The sequence below is a fragment of the Streptococcus porcinus genome, from assembly GCF_900475415.1.
Taxonomy (GTDB): domain Bacteria; phylum Bacillota; class Bacilli; order Lactobacillales; family Streptococcaceae; genus Streptococcus; species Streptococcus porcinus.
The window spans coordinates 468247-486525 of sequence record NZ_LS483388.1; the positions used below are offsets into that span (position 1 = coordinate 468247).

Sequence of the window (18279 nt, forward strand, 5' to 3'; positions counted from 1 at the left end):
ATGATATAAAATTTCAATTTATTTAATTATTTAATTATTTAATTATTTGATTAGAAGAGAGGAACAATGTTGTGATAAATAGAGGTTCAGAATATAAAAAATGGGATTTACATATACATTCCCCATTTACAATTTTAAATAATAATTTTGAAAAAATTGAAGATGGATCGCCAGATATTGATAAATTTATCAAAAAAATAAAAGATGAAAAAATAGATGTAATAGGATTAACGAACTATTTCAATTTTACAGAAAATGATTTTGAACTAAAACGGAAATTAGAAAGATTTGGAGTAGTTACTTTCTTAAACCTTGAAGTTAGACTTTCTAACATAAATAAAGAAGATCAATTATTTGATTATCATGTTATATTTGATCCATTATTAGATGATCAAATAATAAAAAATCTATTAGGGCAATTAAAAGCAAATATAGGAAGCACTGAAAAATCATTTAATACACTTACATATAATGAAGTTGAAAAACTGGCTAATGTTTCATTTAATGATTTGATAAAAGTATTGAGTAGTGATAAAGAACTAAATGGTAGATATCTAAAAGGTTTTCTTTCGAGGGGACATGGTAGTGCAACTAGTGATAAGGATTCTAAAAATCAGGCAGTTTATGAAAATATTTGTGTAAATTCTGACTTTATTATACATTCCAGCTGTAATGATCCGAAAACCTGTTCAGATAAGAAATGTAAACATAATAATCTCAAGAAAGATAGAGAATTTTGGCTCGGGAGTAAGTATGTAAGACCACTTTTACAGTCTTCGGATGCACATTCTATAGAAAAAATCGGAAAAAAATATTCTTGGATAAAATCTGATTTAACTTTTGAAGGATTAAAGCAGATAAAGTATGAACCAGAATTTCGAATTTGTTTAGACAAAGAAAAACCATCATTAAAAAAAGATGAACTTGTAATTGACTATATAGAATATAAAGGTAAAAAATTATTTTTATCTGAAAATTTAAATTCAATCATTGGTGGCCGATCAACTGGAAAATCAACTTTATTAAATTCTATTGCTAAAAAACTTGGAAATACAGTAGATGTTGGTAATTATTATTTTGAAGATATTGATAATTTTAAAGTCTATTGGAGAGATGGTAAAGAAGATGATTCACGAAAAATACATTATATTCCTCAAGAATATATGTTTTCTTTAGCAAAAGATAATGAGAAGTTAAAATCATTAGTTGGGGAAATAATTCAATCGAAAGGAATTGATTTCCAACTTAGAAACTATGAAATGAAATGTAGTAATTTACAACGAGAAATAAAGAATCTGATTCATGGCTTCAAAGAAAATATGAGATTTCAAGAAGAATTAATTTCACCAGAAGCAGAAAAAGGACTCACTGAAGCCAGAATTGAAGCTTATGAAAATAAAAAGAAAGAACTGTTAGAATTCGATTCTTTTAAAGACGATGAAAGGGTTTTAGTAGAAGAAAAAAGAAAACTTTTAGATCATCTAATTAAAGAAAATAAAAATCTCGATGATGATTTAAACATCGTTAATAATTTACAACTTTCAGATACTAATTTCATTATTGAAAATTTTTTGAACCCGTCAAATGATTTGCAAACAAAAATTAATAGTATTATTGAAGATATCAAAAATTTAATTGCAGATAAATTTAGTTCAGAATTATTTGTTTTAAAAAATAAATTAAATCGAAAATTAATTGAAAATACAAAAATAATTCAGGAATTAGAAAACGATTCATTAATTCAAAAATATAATAAATATCTTGAAAAAAATTTTGAGATATTAAAGCTTGAAGAATTGATAAAATTAGAGTATCACATATTGTCAGAAATAAATGCATTTGAAAATAAAAAACAACAATTAGTCCAAGAGGAAAAAGATATTAAAAAAGAAATTATTGATAAGTATAAGGAATATACAAAATATAGAGAAGATTTACAAAATTCTTTCAAAATAAATGAAGAAGATGATTTAACCATTTCAATTAAATTTTCTTTGTGTGATCTATATGCTGAGTTTGACTACATCAATGGAAGAGGAAATTCGAAACAGTTATTTATTGAAAACATGTATTCTGATTTTGATTCTGTAGTTGATAGCATTTTTGATGATAATTCATTGGTTTTTAACGGTAATAAAAATCATTTTTCGCATCTAGAGTATTTTTTAAATAAAAATTTTTATCATTATCATTTTGATATAGAATATCAAAATGATAAATTCGATCAAATGTCACCAGGTAAGAAGTCTTTTATTGTGTTAAAATTGATTCTTGATTATTCAGAAAGTAAAATTCCAGTATTAATTGATCAACCAGAGGATAGTTTAGATAATCGTGCTATTTATAGTGAGTTGACAACATATATAAAGAAAACAAAATTGAATCGACAAATAATTCTTGTAACACATAATCCAAATATTGTTGTGACAGGTGACTGTGAAAACATTATTGTTGCAAATAAGGATTCCAATAATTCGCAAAATGAAAATGGATTAACATTTGATTATATTAATGGATCCTTGGAAAGTTCAATTAGAAAACCTGAAAGTAATTATATATTACAAAAATTCAGCATTAAAGAACATGTTTGTGATATTTTAGAAGGTGGTCAAACAGCTTTTCTCAAGCGCGAAAACAAATACAATATACATCAAAGGGTTTTGAGATAAAACAATATATCTTAATTTATTGATTTGATAAAATACTAGTTTTAGTAATTTATGTTATCCTTATTTAGTTAATCATAAAATTGAAAGTAGGTGCTTACATGACAAATTCTGTAAGTTCCAAGCAGGATAAGAAGTACAATTTAGCAGCTTTCTTCTCCGCCGGTAGATGCCATTGGTTGGGTTGCAAAATAAAGAAATAATATGTAAAAACAAAGCAAAAAAATTTTTGCTTTGTTTTTTCTATTCTAACGATAAATTTTCCACTTTCATTTACAATGTCACTAACTAAGGCAATTCCCATAAAGAACATTCGCATTCTATCAGAAACGGGTATAATTTCTCCACTAGATAGCTGTTTATGTGATGTCTAATTATCTGGAAAATCTTGGAGTCTTTCTGCTTAAATTGGAGTGATAAGTCTGTATCTATTATTTCTATAGATTAGATGAGTTGATCGATTGATGCTTCCTTCAGAAGTCAACATTGTTCTTCCAGGTAAATCCTCAATATCGTATGGTGACATGCCCCTTCAGAGAAAATATAAGAAAAACCATCGTCCTTATGGGCACCGCAGCCGGATTGATAGCCAATATTTTGTTGCTGAAGGTGTGATGAATTGAAGAAAAATTAAAAGCCACAGCAGTGGCTTTTTTGATACTTATTTGAATTAGGAGCAAATGATATAATTCGATAACTTTATTCTTTTTAGCAAAAAATTCGCTACTCTGCTTTTTAAAAAAATCAAGTAATTCAGGACTAACCGAAACGCGTTCAATAATAAAAGCTTGAATATCATTAATAAAGAGATAGAAAGCAGAATCAGTAATAGTCATTCTAAAGACTTCTTAATAGAGATAAGTGGCATTGCCACTTGATTGACTGGTCTTAAAGTGATCTTGAAAAAAGGAATACTGTATTTCCTTTTCCTGAATACTCTTAGTTTGAAGAAAGTATTTCTTTCCTCGCCAACCCGCAAACCACATTAACAGAAAAGGGTAAAAAATGGTAAATAGGAGCAGAAGTACGAAAAACACATAGGATTTCCATACTAATAGCAAAAGTAAACTTGCACCAATTAAAATGAAATACCCTAGTCGAAATTTTCTCAATTTCATCGCAAAAAGGGCTCGATTCAAGACCAAATAAGTTCCTAAGGTAATTTTCCCACTCGCCTCAATCAAAGGAATTTGACTGTCCATAGTGTCTCCAAATAAGCTATTCTCAAGAGTATTTTAGCATAGATTGATGAAAGGATAACAATAAAAATTGGGAACATTAATAATAAAGACTTGATCATCGGATCATTTAAAGAGATAATAGATTTATTAAATATTGAGGTATTTTTATGATAAGGTCTGACTTTGAGAATCAGCTGAAAGAATCATTACATTATGGATTTATAAACCAATCAACCGTGGAAGTAGGAAATTATTCTCCTAAAATTGTTATCAATAACCCTGAAAAAAATCAATTTGTTTTATCAGATATTCATCAGGAATTAATTCAATCAACTGGCTTTTATTTTTCTGTAGCTTTTATTACACAATCAGGGATTGCATTAATAAAAAGTCAATTAGCAGACTTAAAGGCAAAGAATGTATTTGGGAAAATTCTGATATCGCCTTATTTAGATTTTAACAATCCCTTGGCAATGAGGGAACTTTTAAAGTTAAAAAATGTTGAAGTTAGAGTATCTCCAAATGCAATGCAATTGCATTCAAAATTTTATTTATTTGAACAAGGGCAGAAACGAGTTCTAATTTCTGGCAGTTCAAATTTAACAGGAAATGCTTTAAAGAAAAACTATGAGTGGAATATCAAATTAACGTCTACTGACAATGGTAATATTATTTCAGAGACAAAACGTGAATTTGAAAGAGTTTGGCAAAAATCATCGATTTTAAATGAAGATTGGATAAGTAACTATTCATTACGAAGAAGTTCACTTGTTAAAGAAATTATTTTTGAAGAAGAAAAACAAATTGAATTTTCTTCACGAATAAAACCAAATGCAATGCAAGAAAATGCTTTGGCAGGATTAAATAATGTCAGAGAAAATGGAGCTAAAAAGGCTATTGTTGTGAGTGCTACTGGAACAGGTAAAACATTTCTTTCAGCCTTCGATGTCCAACAAGTTAACCCTGAAAGAGTTCTATTTATCGTTCACAGAGAACAGATTCTAACAAAGTCTCTGGAGAGTTTTCAAAGAGTATTGGGATTTGATGGAAAAGATGCATGTATTTTTAAATCAGGAATGGATATTTCTCAAAAGAAATATGTTTTTGCCACAATCCAAACAATCTCAAAAGTTGAAAATTTAGCTAAGTTTGAAAAAGACTGGTTTGATTACATATTAATTGATGAAGTCCACAAAGCAGGAGCTAATACCTACAAAATTGTAATGGATTATTTTACTCCACAATTTTTATTGGGGATGACTGCGACACCTGAAAGAACAGATGGTCAAAACATCTATGAACTTTTTGATTATAATTTAGCTTATGAGATTAGGCTACAGGAAGCATTGGATAATGAACTTTTATGTCCTTTTCTTTACTTTGGTGTCACTGATCTCATCATTGATGGAAAGTTAATTGATGAGAATACTACCTTCTCTAAATTAATTTCAAAAGAACGCGTAAAACATATACTAGATAAAATTGAATATTATGGTCATGATGGTCAAAAAGTTAGGGGGTTGATTTTCTGTTCGAGTAAAGATGAGGCGCGTGAATTATCTATTCAATTTAATCTTCAGGGTTTGAAAACAAAGGCACTAACTGGAGATGATAACCAAAAAGTTAGGGAAGAAGCGGTAAAAGCACTAGAATCAGGTCAGCTTGATTATTTACTTACTGTTGATATTTTTAACGAAGGAATTGACATTCCAAGTGTAAACCAGGTTGTTATGTTAAGAAATACCCAATCTAGTATCATCTTCATTCAGCAGTTAGGAAGAGGACTTCGTAAACATTCAAGTAAGGAATTTGTTACCATTATTGATTTTATTGGAAATTATAAAAATAATTATTTAATTCCTATAGCACTTTATGGTGATCAGTCCATGAATAAAGATAATCTGAGACGTGATGTTCGTTCAGAAAGTTTGCTTTCTGGTTTAACAACTATTAATTTTGAAGAAATTGCCAAAAAACAAATTTTTGATTCAATCACTAATACTAGCTTATCTAGTATGAAAATATTGAATGATAGCTTTGTAGAGCTGAGAAATAAACTAGGCAAGACTCCATATTTAATTGATTTTCTAAAACATGGTAGTTTTGACCCATTGGTGTTTTTTGAAAATAACCAATTCAGATCTTATGTAGATGTGTTGAATAAGTTTTCAGATAAGTATATTGTGTTATCAACTTTAGAGAAATCAATGCTAGAATTTCTGTCTTTTGAATGTCTCAACGGAAAGAGAAAGCATGACTTACTTTTACTGAAATTATTACTGGAAAATAATGGCAAAATCTCCAAGTCATTTTTCATGAATTACCTAGTAACTGAAAATCTAGATATTTCAGAACCATTGATATCGTCTGTTGAAAGGATATTAAATTTTACCTTTTTAAAAGGCCAAGAGTTGAAACGATTTGGAGATGTGCCTCTTGTTGATTTAATTGAAAATGAATATGTTCTGAACAAAGATATTTATAAATCATTTATTAGTAACAGTGAATTTAAAAAATTAGTTAGTGATATCGTCATAAGTGGACTTGAAAAATCAGTTCATTACCCTGAGATTCTAACTATTGGTCAAAAATATTCTCGAAGAGATGCTTTGAAACTATTAAATTTTGAAAAAAATAATACACCCCAAAATATTGGTGGTTATGTGGTCGATAAAAAAGCAAAAGCTTGTCCAATCTTTATCACTTACCATAAATCAGATGAAATTTCTGAAACAACTAAATATGATGACGAATTTTTAAGTGAGTCAGTCTTAAAATGGTTCTCAAAAAATAATAGAAGACTAACTTCTCCGGATGTAAGGAGCATAATGAGTTCTTTAGATAAAGAGATGCAATTACCTCTTTTTGTCAAAAAAGATGATGGAGAGGGAAGTGACTTTTATTATCTAGGAAACATGACTTATATTGAATCCTCAGCAGTTGAAGAAGTCCTCTCAGAAAAACCAGTTGTAAGGATGCACTTTCAGCTTGACCATCCGATAGAACGGATTTTATATGATTACTTAACAAAATAAAAAAATAAAGATTCATTTGAATCTTTATTTTTTTATTAATATTTCAACAGCTGGGATATCCACTGGAGCCCAATTAAGTGTATGGAATTCTGATGGATAGAGCCACTTCGAATCTTGATGCTCCAATAGTTCGAGTTTATCTGAAACTAGTTCAGAAAGATAAGTTTTCATCACAACTGTTCCAAACTCATAATCATATGAGGCTTCATTCACAAATTCTTTGACTTCAATAGTTGCATTAAATTCTTCCATAATCTCACGTTTTAATGCAGTTTCAGGTGATTCACCAACTTCAAGTTTGCCACCAGGAAATTCCCAATACCCACCAAGTGATTTATCTTCTGGTCTCTGAGCACAAAATATTTTACCGTCTTTTATGATAGCAGCAGCAACCACATTAATCGTTTTTTGGGACATTTTCTTCTCCTCAATTTGAATTTTTCTTATTAATCATAACATATTTTGGGATTACTATCTTATTTAACCAACCTTGACACCGTTTACATCCCCCTGTCATCTTGCTATAATCAGGTCATAATTAAAAAGCATGCTACCATGCTTTTTTTGTGAGGTTTTGGGATGGAAAGTGATAAGAAAGTGGCTGGACTGACCTTTAAGGAGAAGTTGCGGCTTGAGATTTTGGCTGGTTTTAAGAAGACAGCTTGGGTTATTGGTTTGAGTTATGTTTTGGTTTTGACTTTGTTTATTCTTTTGGTGCAGTATAGTCAGTTGGCTCATGGGAATAATGAGATTGTGACTTATTTTGATACTGTGCATTTGAAAAGTAATCGACTTTTCAGCAATCTTGAGAAGCGTAGTCTCAATAAATTCTTGTCGGGGCATCTTAGTGAACGTGAGATGTACAGACAGGTCTATCAAGAATCGAGTCGTTTACCTTTTCGCTCGGCTATTTCTATCTATAATCCTAAGGGACAGTTGCTTTTGAGCACGCGCCTTCCTAATCGGGATGGTCTTCGTGATGATGCTTTTGTTAAAATTGCTTTGTCTCACATCAAAAATAAATCTGAGTACCGATTGATGAAAGACTATCAGGGGAATCCTTTTCTCTTAAAAATGAAAGCTATCTGGTCAAAAGGAATTAAGACAGGTTATTTGGTGCTTTACATTGATGGGAATGATTTTGAGTCTGGTCTAAAGGTTGATGCGACTCAGTATGTGATTGCGGATCGTTTTAATCATCTTTTTACTTCAAATAGTTTACAAGATACAACTCTCTCTTGGCAAAAAATTAATAGTAATCAGCTTAAAAAAAGGATGAGTATAAGGAATGGAAGTTTAATTTTACACCAGTGGAAACCCTTGGGTCAAGAGCTTTTTTTGTATACTTCGATCTTGGTGCTTCCCTTATCTTATCTGTTACTTTTTACTTGTTTCTTTGTTTTTGTTATTATGCTTCTTTTAATTGTTTTAGCAAGACAACTTTCTGAACGTATTTCCAGTCATAGTAGTGACAGTGTTGCTATTCTCGTTGAGGATTTGGATTTAATTGTTGGTGGTTATCAATATAAAGTTGGTGTTAGGTCAGAAGATGAGTTTGGTTATTTGGCAGAAAAAATAAATAGTTTAATTAATACTTTAGACCGTTTATTTCGACAGATGCTAACCTTGGAACAAGAAAAATCAACTGTCGAACGTAAACTTTTGGAAGCTCAATTTCACCCTCATTTTCTTTATAATTCCTTGGAATCCATTAAAGTTTTAATTCATTTTAACCCTCATAAAGCACAAGCGATGATTTTAGCCCTTAATCGAGTTCTGCGTTATAGCATTACCTCTCAAGCAGAATATGCCGTTTTAGCTTCTGATTTTGATATCTTAGAGGACTTTTTAGAGGTTAATCAAGTGCGTTTTGAAGATTTTCACTTTAGTTTATCTTATCCTGATGAACTGCAGCAACTGCGAATTCCTAAGCTCTTTTTATTACCTTTGGTTGAGAATGCCATTAAATATGGCATGCAATATCGGCATGATTTAACCCTTAGGGTAGATCTTAAAATGATAGACAAACACATCCAGATTTATGTTTTAGATAATGGTCCAGGTTTTAGTCAATCCTTTAAAGATAACTTTGCTCGTTATTTAAAAGCTGGTCATACGGAACACGGATTAGTGAATTCTTACAGTCGCTTAGCCATGTTCTATCCAAGCACGACTATCCAGCTTTGCCAAGTCGATATGTTGAACGGTATTTTACTACAATTTGAAAGGAAGCAAGCATGTTACGAATGATTATTGTCGAAGATGAGCATCTAATTAGGAAGTGGTTGAGTCAAGTCATTGATTATAAACAAATGGGGATTGATTTGCTTGCTTGTGTCCGTGATGGTCAAGAGGGAATAGAGGCGATTGAACAGTATCAACCTGATATAGTTCTAACGGATATCATGATGCCTAGAAAAACGGCCTTTGATATGTTTGAAGCGACCCAAAAGACACCTTATCAAAAGCTTGTCTTATCATCTTTTAGTGATTTTCAAAACGCTAAGAAAGCGATGCGATATGGGGTTTATAACTTTTTAGAAAAACCTCTAGACATAGATGAACTGCGTGATTGTCTTTGGCAGATTTGTTTAGACCTTAAGTCGGATAATATTCTCTTAGCTAATGAAGAAGAGTTGAGCAAGCAATTTCCGACGATCGCTCTACCAGTTAGCGAAGATACTTCTTTATCGGCTCAGGTTATTTCTTATTTGCAGCATCATTACAATCAGACTATATCAACGGAGGCTATTGCCCATCAATTTGGCTATAGTGAGAGTTACCTTTATAAAAAAGTCAAAGATGAGCTAGGTATTACCCTGAAGGATTATCTAAACAGATATCGAGTGCGCCAGGCTATCCAGTGTATTTTAGTAGATCCTAGTCTTATGGTTTATCAAGTTTCAGCTACCGTAGGGTTTTCAGACTATAACTATTTTGGGAAGGTTTTTCGACGTTATACTGGCCTAACGTTTACAGAATTTAAAGAGAATTTTACTCATTGAGGATAGAATCGTCCTATAATTAAAGCGCTTTCTTTTGTAAAATTGAGATATCAAAATATTAAAAGGAGCATGATTATGCACAAAAAAAGCTTAACAGTCTTAATGGCCTCAGTTGCACTTATAGGGCTATCTGCTTGTGGTTCAAAAGCGGAAAATAAGAAGGAAGCTAAAGAAAGTGATAAATTAGTTGTCTATTCTCCAAATTCTGAAGGGCTAATTAATGCTACGATTCCGGCTTTTGAAGAAAAATATGGAATCAAGGTAGAATTAATTCAAGCAGGAACAGGTGAACTTTTCAAAAAAGTTGAAAGTGAGGCAAATAAACCTGTTGCCGATGTTGTTTTTGGTGGCTCCTATACACAATACGCCCAACATCCTGAACTTTTTGAAAAATACACAGCAAAAGATAACGATAAAGTTATCAGGGATTATCAAAATACAACAGGTTATTCAACACCTTACACTCTGGATGGTTCAGTTCTGATTGTTAATCCTGATTTAACAAAAGGTATGAAAATAAAAGGGTATAAAGACCTTTTAAATCCTGAACTTAAAGGTAAGATTGCTACGGCGGACCCAGCTAATTCTTCTAGCGCTTTCGCCCAGTTAACCAATATGTTGAAAGCCACTGGTGGCTATGACAAAAATACATCTTGGGATTATGTCAAAGACCTCTTCACCTTAGTGGATGGTAAAATCAACTCTAGCTCATCAAACGTCTACAAGTCTGTTGCTGATGGTGAAATGGCTGTTGGTCTTTCTTATGAAGATCCAAGCGTGAAATTGCTAAATGATGGTGCTAATGTCAAGGTTATCTATCCAGAAGAAGGATCTGTTTTCTTACCAGCTAGCGCTGCGATTATAAAAAATGCACCAAATGAGTCAAATGCTAAAAAATTTATTGACTTTATTGTATCTAAAGAGGCCCAAGATGCCCTTGGTACTGAAACAACTAACCGCCCTGTTCGTAATGATGCTAAGGTTAGTAAAAACATGAAGTCACTAAAAGATATTAAGACAATCAATGAAGATTATGATTATGTTATCAAACATAAAGCTGAGATTGTCAAACGTTACAACGACATTTTTGTTGATATTCAGTCTAAGTAGGAGTAACCTATGAGTCAGATTACCATTAAAAATGCCAAAAAAATTTATAATGATACGCCAGTTATTGAAAATCTCAATCTAGTTATCCCTGATGGAAGCCTCTTTACTTTACTAGGTCCCTCGGGATGTGGGAAAACGACTTTATTACGAATGATTGCTGGTTTTAATTCCATTGAAGGTGGAGATTTCTATTTTGGAGAAGAACGTATCAATCAGAAGGAACCGAGTCGTCGTAATATTGGTATGGTTTTTCAAAACTATGCTATATTTCCTCACCTTTCTGTAAAAGATAATGTAGCATTTGGATTAAAGCAACGACAATTAACAAAAACAGAAATTGAGTATAGAGTTGATAAATATTTGAAATTGATGCAAATTGATCAGTTTAAAGACCGGAAACCAGAAAATTTGAGTGGTGGACAACAGCAAAGGGTTGCTTTAGCGCGTGCCTTAGCTATTAATCCTGATGTTTTGCTGATGGATGAGCCACTTAGTAATCTAGATGCTAAGTTACGGATTGATATGCGTCAAGCGATTAAAGAAATTCAAAAAGAAGTTGGTATTACAACAGTCTATGTTACTCATGATCAGGAAGAAGCCATGGCTATTTCTGATCACATTGCAGTTATGTATCTGGGTGAAATCCAACAGATTGGTAAACCCAAGGAGCTTTATCATCGACCAAGTAATGAATTTGTCGCTACCTTTATTGGACGCACTAATATGTTAGATGCTGAGTTAATCCATCAAGGTGCTCAAGCCTATTTACAATTTAAAGACGGCTACACAATCCCCTTCCCATCTTTAAATTATCTGCAAGATCAAGCTGTTCGGGTAAGCGTTCGTCCAGAGGAGTTTATTAGGCAAAGTGATGGACCTATTGAGGCTATCATTAAAGATAGTACCTACTTAGGCTTAAATACAGAATACCTAGTTGAAACGTCATTTGCTAGTCGCTTACAGGTGATAGAAGAATCAACCTTGGAGGAAGACTTTGATGTAGGAAATAAGATTCGTTTGGCAATTAATGCTCAGAAAATCAACGTCTTTTCCGCTGATGGTAAGGTGAATTTACTGGGGGTGGAGTAAATGATTAAAAAGCTTCAAAAAATGAACATTTGGGTATTATCCTCACTCATTATTTTTATCTCTTACTTACTCTTTTTGATTTATCCTATTGTTACGATTCTTAAGCAGGCCTTGTTTGTTGATGGTCATCTGTCGATACAAAACTTCATGACTTTCTTTTCTAAGGATTATTATTTTGAAACGTTATTAAATAGTTTTAAAGTCTCTGTCATGGCAACCCTATTGTCATTGATTGTCGGGACTTTGCTTGCTTATTGCTTTGCTATGTTCCGCTTTAAAGGTAAAAAATATCTCCAAATTTTGGTTATTATTGCCTCAATGTCAGCGCCGTTTGTAGGAGCTTATTCATGGATTCTCCTATTAGGACGTAATGGTGTCATCACCAAATGGTTGCAAATGACTTTTGGCATACCCAAAATTGATATTTATGGTTTTTCAGGAATTGTTCTAGTTTTTACTTTACAGCTCTTTCCACTAGTATTCTTATATGTTAGTGGAGCCCTTAAGAGTATGGATAATTCCTTACTTGAGGCAGCAGAAAGTATGGGTGTTAAGGGAAGAAAACGTTTGACAAAAATTGTTTTACCTCTTTTAGTGCCAACCCTTTTAGCTGCGGCTTTACTGGTCTTTATGCGTGCTTTTTCTGACTTTGGTACTCCGATGCTAATTGGAGAAGGCTACCGCACCTTTCCAGTTCTTGTTTATTCTCAATTTATTAGTGAGGTTGGAGGTAACTCAGCTTTTGCATCAGCTTTGGCTATAATTGCAATTACCATTGCACTTGTCATTTTCTTAGTGCAAAAATACTTGTCACAAAAGCACAGCTTTAGCATGAACTCCTTACATCCAATAGAAGCAAAGTCAATTAATGGTTGGCAAAAAATAGTGATCTATCTTTGGGTTTATGGGATTATCGGTCTTTCAGTCTTACCACAGACCTATTTAATCTATACATCTTTCCTCAAAACATCAGGAATGATTTTTGTACCAGGTTATTCACTCAATAGTTATGCACAGGCTTTTAATAGGATGGGGACCAGTATTGTGAATACATTACGTATCCCTCTTATGGCCTTATGTCTTGTTCTCATTTTTGCAACTTTTATTTCTTACCTTAGTGTTCGTAAACGTAATGCCTTCACCTCTTTAATCGATAGTATGAGTATGGTACCTTATATCGTCCCCGGTACTGTAATGGGGATAGCCTTTATTACAGCTTTTAATACTGGTATTGGTGGGAGTGGTTTTCTAGCCATTATTGGGACATCGCTGGTTATGGTTATTTCTTTAGCTGTCAGAAGATTGCCTTATACCATCCGTTCTTCAGTCGCTTCGCTACACCAAATATCTCCAAGTATTGAAGAAGCTGCTTCTAGTTTAGGAAGTTCACGCTTAAATACCTTTGTTAAGATAACAATTCCAATGATGTTATCGGGTATTGTATCAGGTGCTATTTTATCTTGGATTACCATGATTTCAGAATTATCAACCTCTATTCTTTTGTATAATATTAATACGAAAACGATGACGGTTGCTATCTATACTGAAGTTCTTCGAGGTAATTATGGGATTGCAGCAGCTTTATCAACAATTCTAACAACTTTCACAGTCTTGTCGCTTTTACTTTTTATGAAAGTTTCTAAGAGTGATAGCATCACGATGTAGACCTTAACCCTAGTCTTTGTAAAGAAGACTAGGGTTTTTTGTGAATAAAAGCAGTGTGCTTAATACCTCTTAACCTTATTTTGAAGATTGTTTACAACAAGATTCATTTTTTGATATTTTGATTGCTTTTTTAATATCATTTTCGAATATCTAGATGAAGAATAATGGGAAAATAGCCAGTTTTGGGAAAGAATCATGTCATGATAATATCGTCATAATAAAGGAGTTTTGTATGTCAGAATCAACCTCAATCTGTCTGTCAGATGACTTAAACCAACAATTGAACTTTTGGACAAGCGCATATCATATCAGTAAGTCAGAGTTTATTAATCAGATTATTAGGGAAAAACTAGATTCACTCTATGCAATTCAAGAAGCTAATTTAGCTATGCGAGACTGGATTAAAGAACATCAGAATTCGTATTTTAGCCCGATAAAATGAAACATGTGGACAAATCTAAAAGATTGGTAACAACGGATTTCTAATGGAGAAGTCTTATATGCTAAAAGGTAAGTATTAAAAGGAAGAGTTTGAAAAAAGCCCTAAAGTTACTTGTATAATGTTCTAGCTTGCCCGAAGTTTAGCTTCATTTCTGCCAATTTTTCCCCTTCGTGTTATAATAGTTTTATAATATAGGAATGGGGATTTGAAATGGCGATAGTGAGGTATGGTGTGGTGTCTACGGCTCAAGTAGCGCCAAGATTTATTGAAGGTGTCCGATTGGCTGGAAATGGTGAAATAGGTGCTGTTTCTAGTCGCTCTCTTGAAAAAGCACGGACTTTTGCGGCACAGTATCATATTCCTAAAGCTTACGGTAGTCTTTCTGGAATGCTTGCAGATCCAGACATTGATATCATTTATGTCCCTACAATTAATAAAGATCACTATAATTGTGCAAAAAAAGCCCTACAGGCTGGGAAACATGTGTTAGTAGAAAAGCCCTTTACCCTTACATATGCAGAAGCTCGAGAGCTTTTTAATTTGGCATATCGTAAGAAGCTTTTCTTAATGGAGGCTCAAAAATCAGTTTTTATTCCTCTCACGGATATAATCAAAAAGACCATTCAATCTGGGGAACTAGGAGACATTCTTTCTGTTAGCTCAACCACTGCTTATCCCAATATAGACCATATTACTTGGTTTACGGATTTAGAAGCAGGTGGAGGCACAGCTCATTTTATGGCGCCATATGCTTTTTCATACCTTCAGTATCTTTTTGACTGTCCTATTGAAAAGGCAGGTGGTATAGCCAACTTTCCAGAAGGGATGAGTGATAGTCAGTCTAAGATTCTCTTGCAAATGGGAAATGGTGTCATGGTTGATATTTTTCTAACGACCAAGCTTAAGTTGAAACATAAAATGACGATCCGAGGAACCAAAGGGACATTAGAGATTCCTAGTTTTTGGAAATCAACAATGGCGACGCTGACCTACGAAGATGGTAGTCGCAGATTATTAGAAGCTCCCATGGATAGTGATTTTGCTTCTGAAGCTTATCACGTTAGTCAAATGATTCAAGAAGGTGCAACAACGAGTCCAATTATGAAACCACAGATTACTCTTCTCACCATTAAAATTATCGAGGAACTTTATAAATCTTGGGGAAAATAAAAGGTACAAGTAGTGCCTTTTTTGGTTAGTAATATAGTAAGGCATAAAAAAGTCTGGAAGGAGTAGAGTTATGTCCGCTGAAATAAAGACGCAGGAGTTACTTAGAATTATCAATGTGGATCATTTATCTTCAGACGATAAACGGTTGTTAATGAGTTTAGGTGAGCTGGGCCATGATGTTTTAGATTACGCTCAAGATAGCAATGAGACAGCTTTTGTCAAAGAACAAGATGGATGGTTCGTTTTAGTGTATCAGCTATTGGAAGATAAGATTGTATCCCTAAAGGATGGCAATGTTCCTCGGATTATGCCCATGACTTTTCTTGTCAGTAATCAGTCATTATTAATTTTTGAAACAGATGAAACGGCCCAACTATTGGCTAAGGTTATAGACCGAGTCAATCAGAGTCAAGAACCTAAAAAAATCGTGCTCCAGTTGCTAACCCTATTTACAAAGTCCTACTTTACAGAAGTAGAGGTTATGGGAAAAGAGCGTGATTATCTGATGAATCAGTTACGACAACGTCCTACCAAGAAGAATTTAACAGAATTAGCCAATTTGCAGAGTGGCTCTGTTTATATCATGATGGGAGCTCAACAAAATGGAGAAATGTTAGCAGATTTTCAGGAATTGCCTAGCTATGACAGCTTTAGTGACCAAGTCAAAGCTGAGTTTCGAGACACGGTGATTGAGATTAAGCAATTATCCAACATGTGTTCTCTACATACACGAATTTTAGAACAATTGGCAAGCTCTTATAATAATGTTTTAAGCAATCGGCTCAATGATAATGTGACTTCTTTAACTATTTTTACAATTGGCTTAACTGTTATTACGACGGTAACTAGTTTTTATGGAATGAATGTTAAGTTGCCTTTTGCTAAGGTAGATATTGTGTGGTTGCTTATTTTGGTTATTACGACAATTATCGCTTTGGTTCTCATGCATTTCTTGCGACGTTTTGTGAATGATGGTCATCGCCATCTTTAGAAAGTGAGTTTATGACGATAGAAGAAAATGTCTTTCGAAAAAGGCAGATCCAACTGGATAGATTAGTGCCTTTTGGTTTTGTGCCCCAACAGGACGGCTCGTTTGTCTATCTAGCAGATATTATGGATGGAGTTTTTACTGTTCAGGTAATAATTAATGCAAAAGGTCAGCTATCTAGTCGAGTTATTGACAATGATATGGAGGAAGATTATTTAGCAGTTTATTTGGAGAAGATGGTTCCTAGCTATGTAAGACAAGTTCAAACTGCCTACCAAGGAATTTTAGAAGAAATTTCGGAAGCTTGCTGTATTTATCTCCCTTTTCATTCAAGTCAGATGAATAGGCTCAATCAGCGTTTAATGAATAAGTTTCGTGACTCTCTAGACCAACCTTTTGAAAGTTATTCTGACACCTATTCTTATAGGGTTGGAGGTAAGTGGTATGCCTTAGTTTTTTCTCTTGCTCTGAAGAAACTGGAAGGGATTACTGCGGGATATAAAAATAAAACTGCTGAGGTGATTAATCTCAAAGTGAAGCCCCATGAACTGGGTGTGCTACTTTCTCAAGAAGGGATTTATCCGGCTTATCATATGTCTAAAAAGTCTTGGATTTCAATTATCTTGGATGATAGTCTCCCTGATCAGGTTATCTGGGAGCTTATTCTTACGAGCAGATCTCTAGTAGAACCAGCACTTTTAAAGAACTCTAAAGCACCGGACTTTTGGGTTATTCCCGCTAATCTAAATTATTATGATATTGATAATGAATTTGCGGTTAGTACAGATATTTTATGGACGCAGAAAGCTTCAATAAAAGTTGGGGATTATGTTTTTATTTATATAACTGCTCCCACTAAAGCTATTCGCTATGCTTGTCGTGTTTTAGAGGCCAATATTCCTAATGAGGGTTTTCGTTCTCGCAAGGATATTAAGAACCTAATGCGCTTGCAACTATTAGAAAGCTTTACAGATGACCAGTTGCCTCTAACACTTTTACAAGAATATAATGTGAAATCGGTCCGTGGTCCGCGTCGCTTAACTTCAAAACTTATTGCATTTTTACAGGAAAAAGGGTATCTTAAAGGCTAATATATTTATGCTATTGAAAGGAGCTAGTGTATGTCACGTTTTATAGTTGACCAGAGTTTTTGGAATTTATTTCCAGAAGCACAATTAGGAGTTATTCTCTTACGCGATTATCGGTCTCCAGAGGAGTCGTCTGAGGTGATAAAAGAGATCTTAAGAGAAAGTCAGTCTCTTGCCAAAGAACACCTGACAGAAAATAATTTTGCAGATAATGAGGTCATTCAGACCTACCGCAATGCCTACCAACAGTTTAAAACGAAAAAAGGAGCTCGCTCCAGCATTGAAGCTCTGTTGAAGCGTGTGTCAAAGGGAAATCAAATTCCCTCAATTAGTCCCTTGGTTGATATTTATAATGCTGCTAGTTTACGTTTTGGTTTACCGGTGGGTGCTGAAGATTTAGATAGTTTTGTTGGTGATTTGCGCTTAACTATTACAGATGGTAATGATTCTTTTTATCTGATAGGTGAGGAAAATAATTCGCCAACTTTACCGAATGAACTTTGTTATAAAGATGATGTTGGTGCAGTTTGTCGTTGCTTAAATTGGCGTGATGGTGAAAGAACAATGATTACTGCTAATACTAAAAATGCTTTTTTAGTTATTGAACTGTTAGATAGAAGTAGGAGTGATCAATTGATAGAAGCGTTAGATTTTATTGAAGGCCATGCTAGGTTACAACTTGGAGCGGAAACAGAAAGGTATGTTTTAAGGAAAGAAAACTATTATATTGATCTGGGGAAAAATTCAATAAAAGATTAGAACTTTTTGCGAGCTACCTCAAACCATGTTGCATTTATTTAGACGTTGAGAAGGGTAAGCTACTTATTTAGCAAGTTTAAT

General features: G+C 33.4%; 14 protein-coding genes and 1 pseudogene. 12 read left to right on the forward strand and 3 right to left on the reverse strand.

Annotated elements, in window-relative coordinates:
* Window positions 1–71: 71 nt before the first annotated feature.
* On the forward strand, window positions 72–2669 hold the full coding sequence (locus DQM45_RS02410) for a TrlF family AAA-like ATPase (protein ID WP_003084925.1): 2598 nt from the start codon (window positions 72–74) through the stop codon (window positions 2667–2669).
* A gap of 238 nt (window positions 2670–2907) precedes the next feature.
* On the opposite strand, the pseudogene DQM45_RS10240 reads toward DQM45_RS02410, so the two are convergent.
* Together DQM45_RS10240 and DQM45_RS02420 are read right to left on the reverse strand one after the other, a co-directional pair.
* Window positions 2908–3224: pseudogene (locus DQM45_RS10240) on the reverse strand (DNA (cytosine-5-)-methyltransferase); the annotation flags it as partial.
* Window positions 3225–3514: 290 nt separating this feature from the next.
* Window positions 3515–3868, reverse strand: coding sequence for a hypothetical protein (locus DQM45_RS02420; RefSeq protein WP_003082946.1), 354 nt, complete (start codon window positions 3866–3868; stop codon window positions 3515–3517).
* A gap of 146 nt (window positions 3869–4014) precedes the next feature.
* On the opposite strand from DQM45_RS02420, the gene DQM45_RS02425 reads away from it, so the two are divergent.
* The gene (locus tag DQM45_RS02425) at window positions 4015–6882 is read left to right on the forward strand and encodes a DUF3427 domain-containing protein (RefSeq protein ID WP_003084744.1); all 2868 of its coding nucleotides are present in this window, start codon (window positions 4015–4017) and stop codon (window positions 6880–6882) included.
* Between the two features lie 24 nt (window positions 6883–6906).
* On the opposite strand, the gene DQM45_RS02430 is transcribed toward DQM45_RS02425, so the two are convergent.
* A complete protein-coding gene (locus DQM45_RS02430) occupies window positions 6907–7299 on the reverse strand; it encodes a (deoxy)nucleoside triphosphate pyrophosphohydrolase (RefSeq protein ID WP_003083380.1) in 393 nt (130 codons plus the stop codon).
* 162 nt (window positions 7300–7461) lie between these two features.
* On the opposite strand from DQM45_RS02430, the gene DQM45_RS02435 reads away from it, so the two are divergent.
* The 10 genes from DQM45_RS02435 (at window position 7462) to DQM45_RS02480 (ending at window position 18198) form a co-directional block, all read left to right on the forward strand.
* Entirely contained in the window at window positions 7462–9132 is a 1671-nt protein-coding gene (locus tag DQM45_RS02435; RefSeq protein WP_003086087.1) for a sensor histidine kinase, read from the forward strand.
* On the forward strand, window positions 9120–9887 hold the full coding sequence (locus DQM45_RS02440) for a response regulator (protein WP_003082873.1): 768 nt from the start codon (window positions 9120–9122) through the stop codon (window positions 9885–9887). The genes DQM45_RS02435 and DQM45_RS02440 overlap by 13 nt, the downstream gene beginning before the upstream one ends.
* Before the next feature lie 75 nt (window positions 9888–9962).
* A complete protein-coding gene (locus DQM45_RS02445) occupies window positions 9963–10997 on the forward strand; it encodes an ABC transporter substrate-binding protein (RefSeq protein ID WP_093958906.1) in 1035 nt (344 codons plus the stop codon).
* Between the two features lie 9 nt (window positions 10998–11006).
* The gene (locus DQM45_RS02450) at window positions 11007–12086 is read left to right on the forward strand and encodes an ABC transporter ATP-binding protein (protein ID WP_003084144.1); all 1080 of its coding nucleotides are present in this window, start codon (window positions 11007–11009) and stop codon (window positions 12084–12086) included.
* Window positions 12087–13751, forward strand: a complete 1665-nt coding sequence (locus DQM45_RS02455; protein WP_003083326.1) for an ABC transporter permease — start codon at window positions 12087–12089, stop codon at window positions 13749–13751.
* Between the two features lie 232 nt (window positions 13752–13983).
* Window positions 13984–14193 carry a hypothetical protein gene (locus DQM45_RS02460; protein WP_003084943.1) on the forward strand — a complete coding sequence of 70 codons (210 nt, stop codon included), beginning with the start codon at window positions 13984–13986 and terminating at the stop codon, window positions 14191–14193.
* Window positions 14194–14403: 210 nt separating this feature from the next.
* On the forward strand, window positions 14404–15363 hold the full coding sequence (locus tag DQM45_RS02465; RefSeq protein ID WP_003084331.1) for a Gfo/Idh/MocA family protein: 960 nt from the start codon (window positions 14404–14406) through the stop codon (window positions 15361–15363).
* Between the two features lie 70 nt (window positions 15364–15433).
* On the forward strand, window positions 15434–16354 hold the full coding sequence (locus DQM45_RS02470) for a magnesium transporter CorA family protein (RefSeq protein WP_003085862.1): 921 nt from the start codon (window positions 15434–15436) through the stop codon (window positions 16352–16354).
* 11 nt (window positions 16355–16365) lie between these two features.
* Window positions 16366–17442 carry an MmcQ/YjbR family DNA-binding protein gene (locus DQM45_RS02475; protein WP_003084178.1) on the forward strand — a complete coding sequence of 359 codons (1077 nt, stop codon included), beginning with the start codon at window positions 16366–16368 and terminating at the stop codon, window positions 17440–17442.
* A 30-nt stretch (window positions 17443–17472) separates the two neighbouring features.
* Window positions 17473–18198, forward strand: a complete 726-nt coding sequence (locus tag DQM45_RS02480) for a B3/B4 domain-containing protein (protein ID WP_003084379.1) — start codon at window positions 17473–17475, stop codon at window positions 18196–18198.
* Window positions 18199–18279 lie beyond the last annotated feature (81 nt).

What these genes read in the sequence shown, in the direction of transcription:
- DQM45_RS02420 (WP_003082946.1), bottom strand. Translation starts at nt 3,868, where the DNA reads ATGGACAGTCAAATTCCTTTGATTGAGGCGAGTGGGAAAATTACCTTA.
- DQM45_RS02425 (WP_003084744.1), top strand. Translation starts at nt 4,015, where the DNA reads ATGATAAGGTCTGACTTTGAGAATCAGCTGAAAGAATCATTACATTAT.
- DQM45_RS02430 (WP_003083380.1), bottom strand. Translation starts at nt 7,299, where the DNA reads ATGTCCCAAAAAACGATTAATGTGGTTGCTGCTGCTATCATAAAAGAC.
- DQM45_RS02435 (WP_003086087.1), top strand. Translation starts at nt 7,462, where the DNA reads ATGGAAAGTGATAAGAAAGTGGCTGGACTGACCTTTAAGGAGAAGTTG.
- DQM45_RS02440 (WP_003082873.1), top strand. Translation starts at nt 9,120, where the DNA reads ATGTTACGAATGATTATTGTCGAAGATGAGCATCTAATTAGGAAGTGG.
- DQM45_RS02445 (WP_093958906.1), top strand. Translation starts at nt 9,963, where the DNA reads ATGCACAAAAAAAGCTTAACAGTCTTAATGGCCTCAGTTGCACTTATA.
- DQM45_RS02450 (WP_003084144.1), top strand. Translation starts at nt 11,007, where the DNA reads ATGAGTCAGATTACCATTAAAAATGCCAAAAAAATTTATAATGATACG.
- DQM45_RS02455 (WP_003083326.1), top strand. Translation starts at nt 12,087, where the DNA reads ATGATTAAAAAGCTTCAAAAAATGAACATTTGGGTATTATCCTCACTC.
- DQM45_RS02460 (WP_003084943.1), top strand. Translation starts at nt 13,984, where the DNA reads ATGTCAGAATCAACCTCAATCTGTCTGTCAGATGACTTAAACCAACAA.
- DQM45_RS02465 (WP_003084331.1), top strand. Translation starts at nt 14,404, where the DNA reads ATGGCGATAGTGAGGTATGGTGTGGTGTCTACGGCTCAAGTAGCGCCA.
- DQM45_RS02470 (WP_003085862.1), top strand. Translation starts at nt 15,434, where the DNA reads ATGTCCGCTGAAATAAAGACGCAGGAGTTACTTAGAATTATCAATGTG.
- DQM45_RS02475 (WP_003084178.1), top strand. Translation starts at nt 16,366, where the DNA reads ATGACGATAGAAGAAAATGTCTTTCGAAAAAGGCAGATCCAACTGGAT.
- DQM45_RS02480 (WP_003084379.1), top strand. Translation starts at nt 17,473, where the DNA reads ATGTCACGTTTTATAGTTGACCAGAGTTTTTGGAATTTATTTCCAGAA.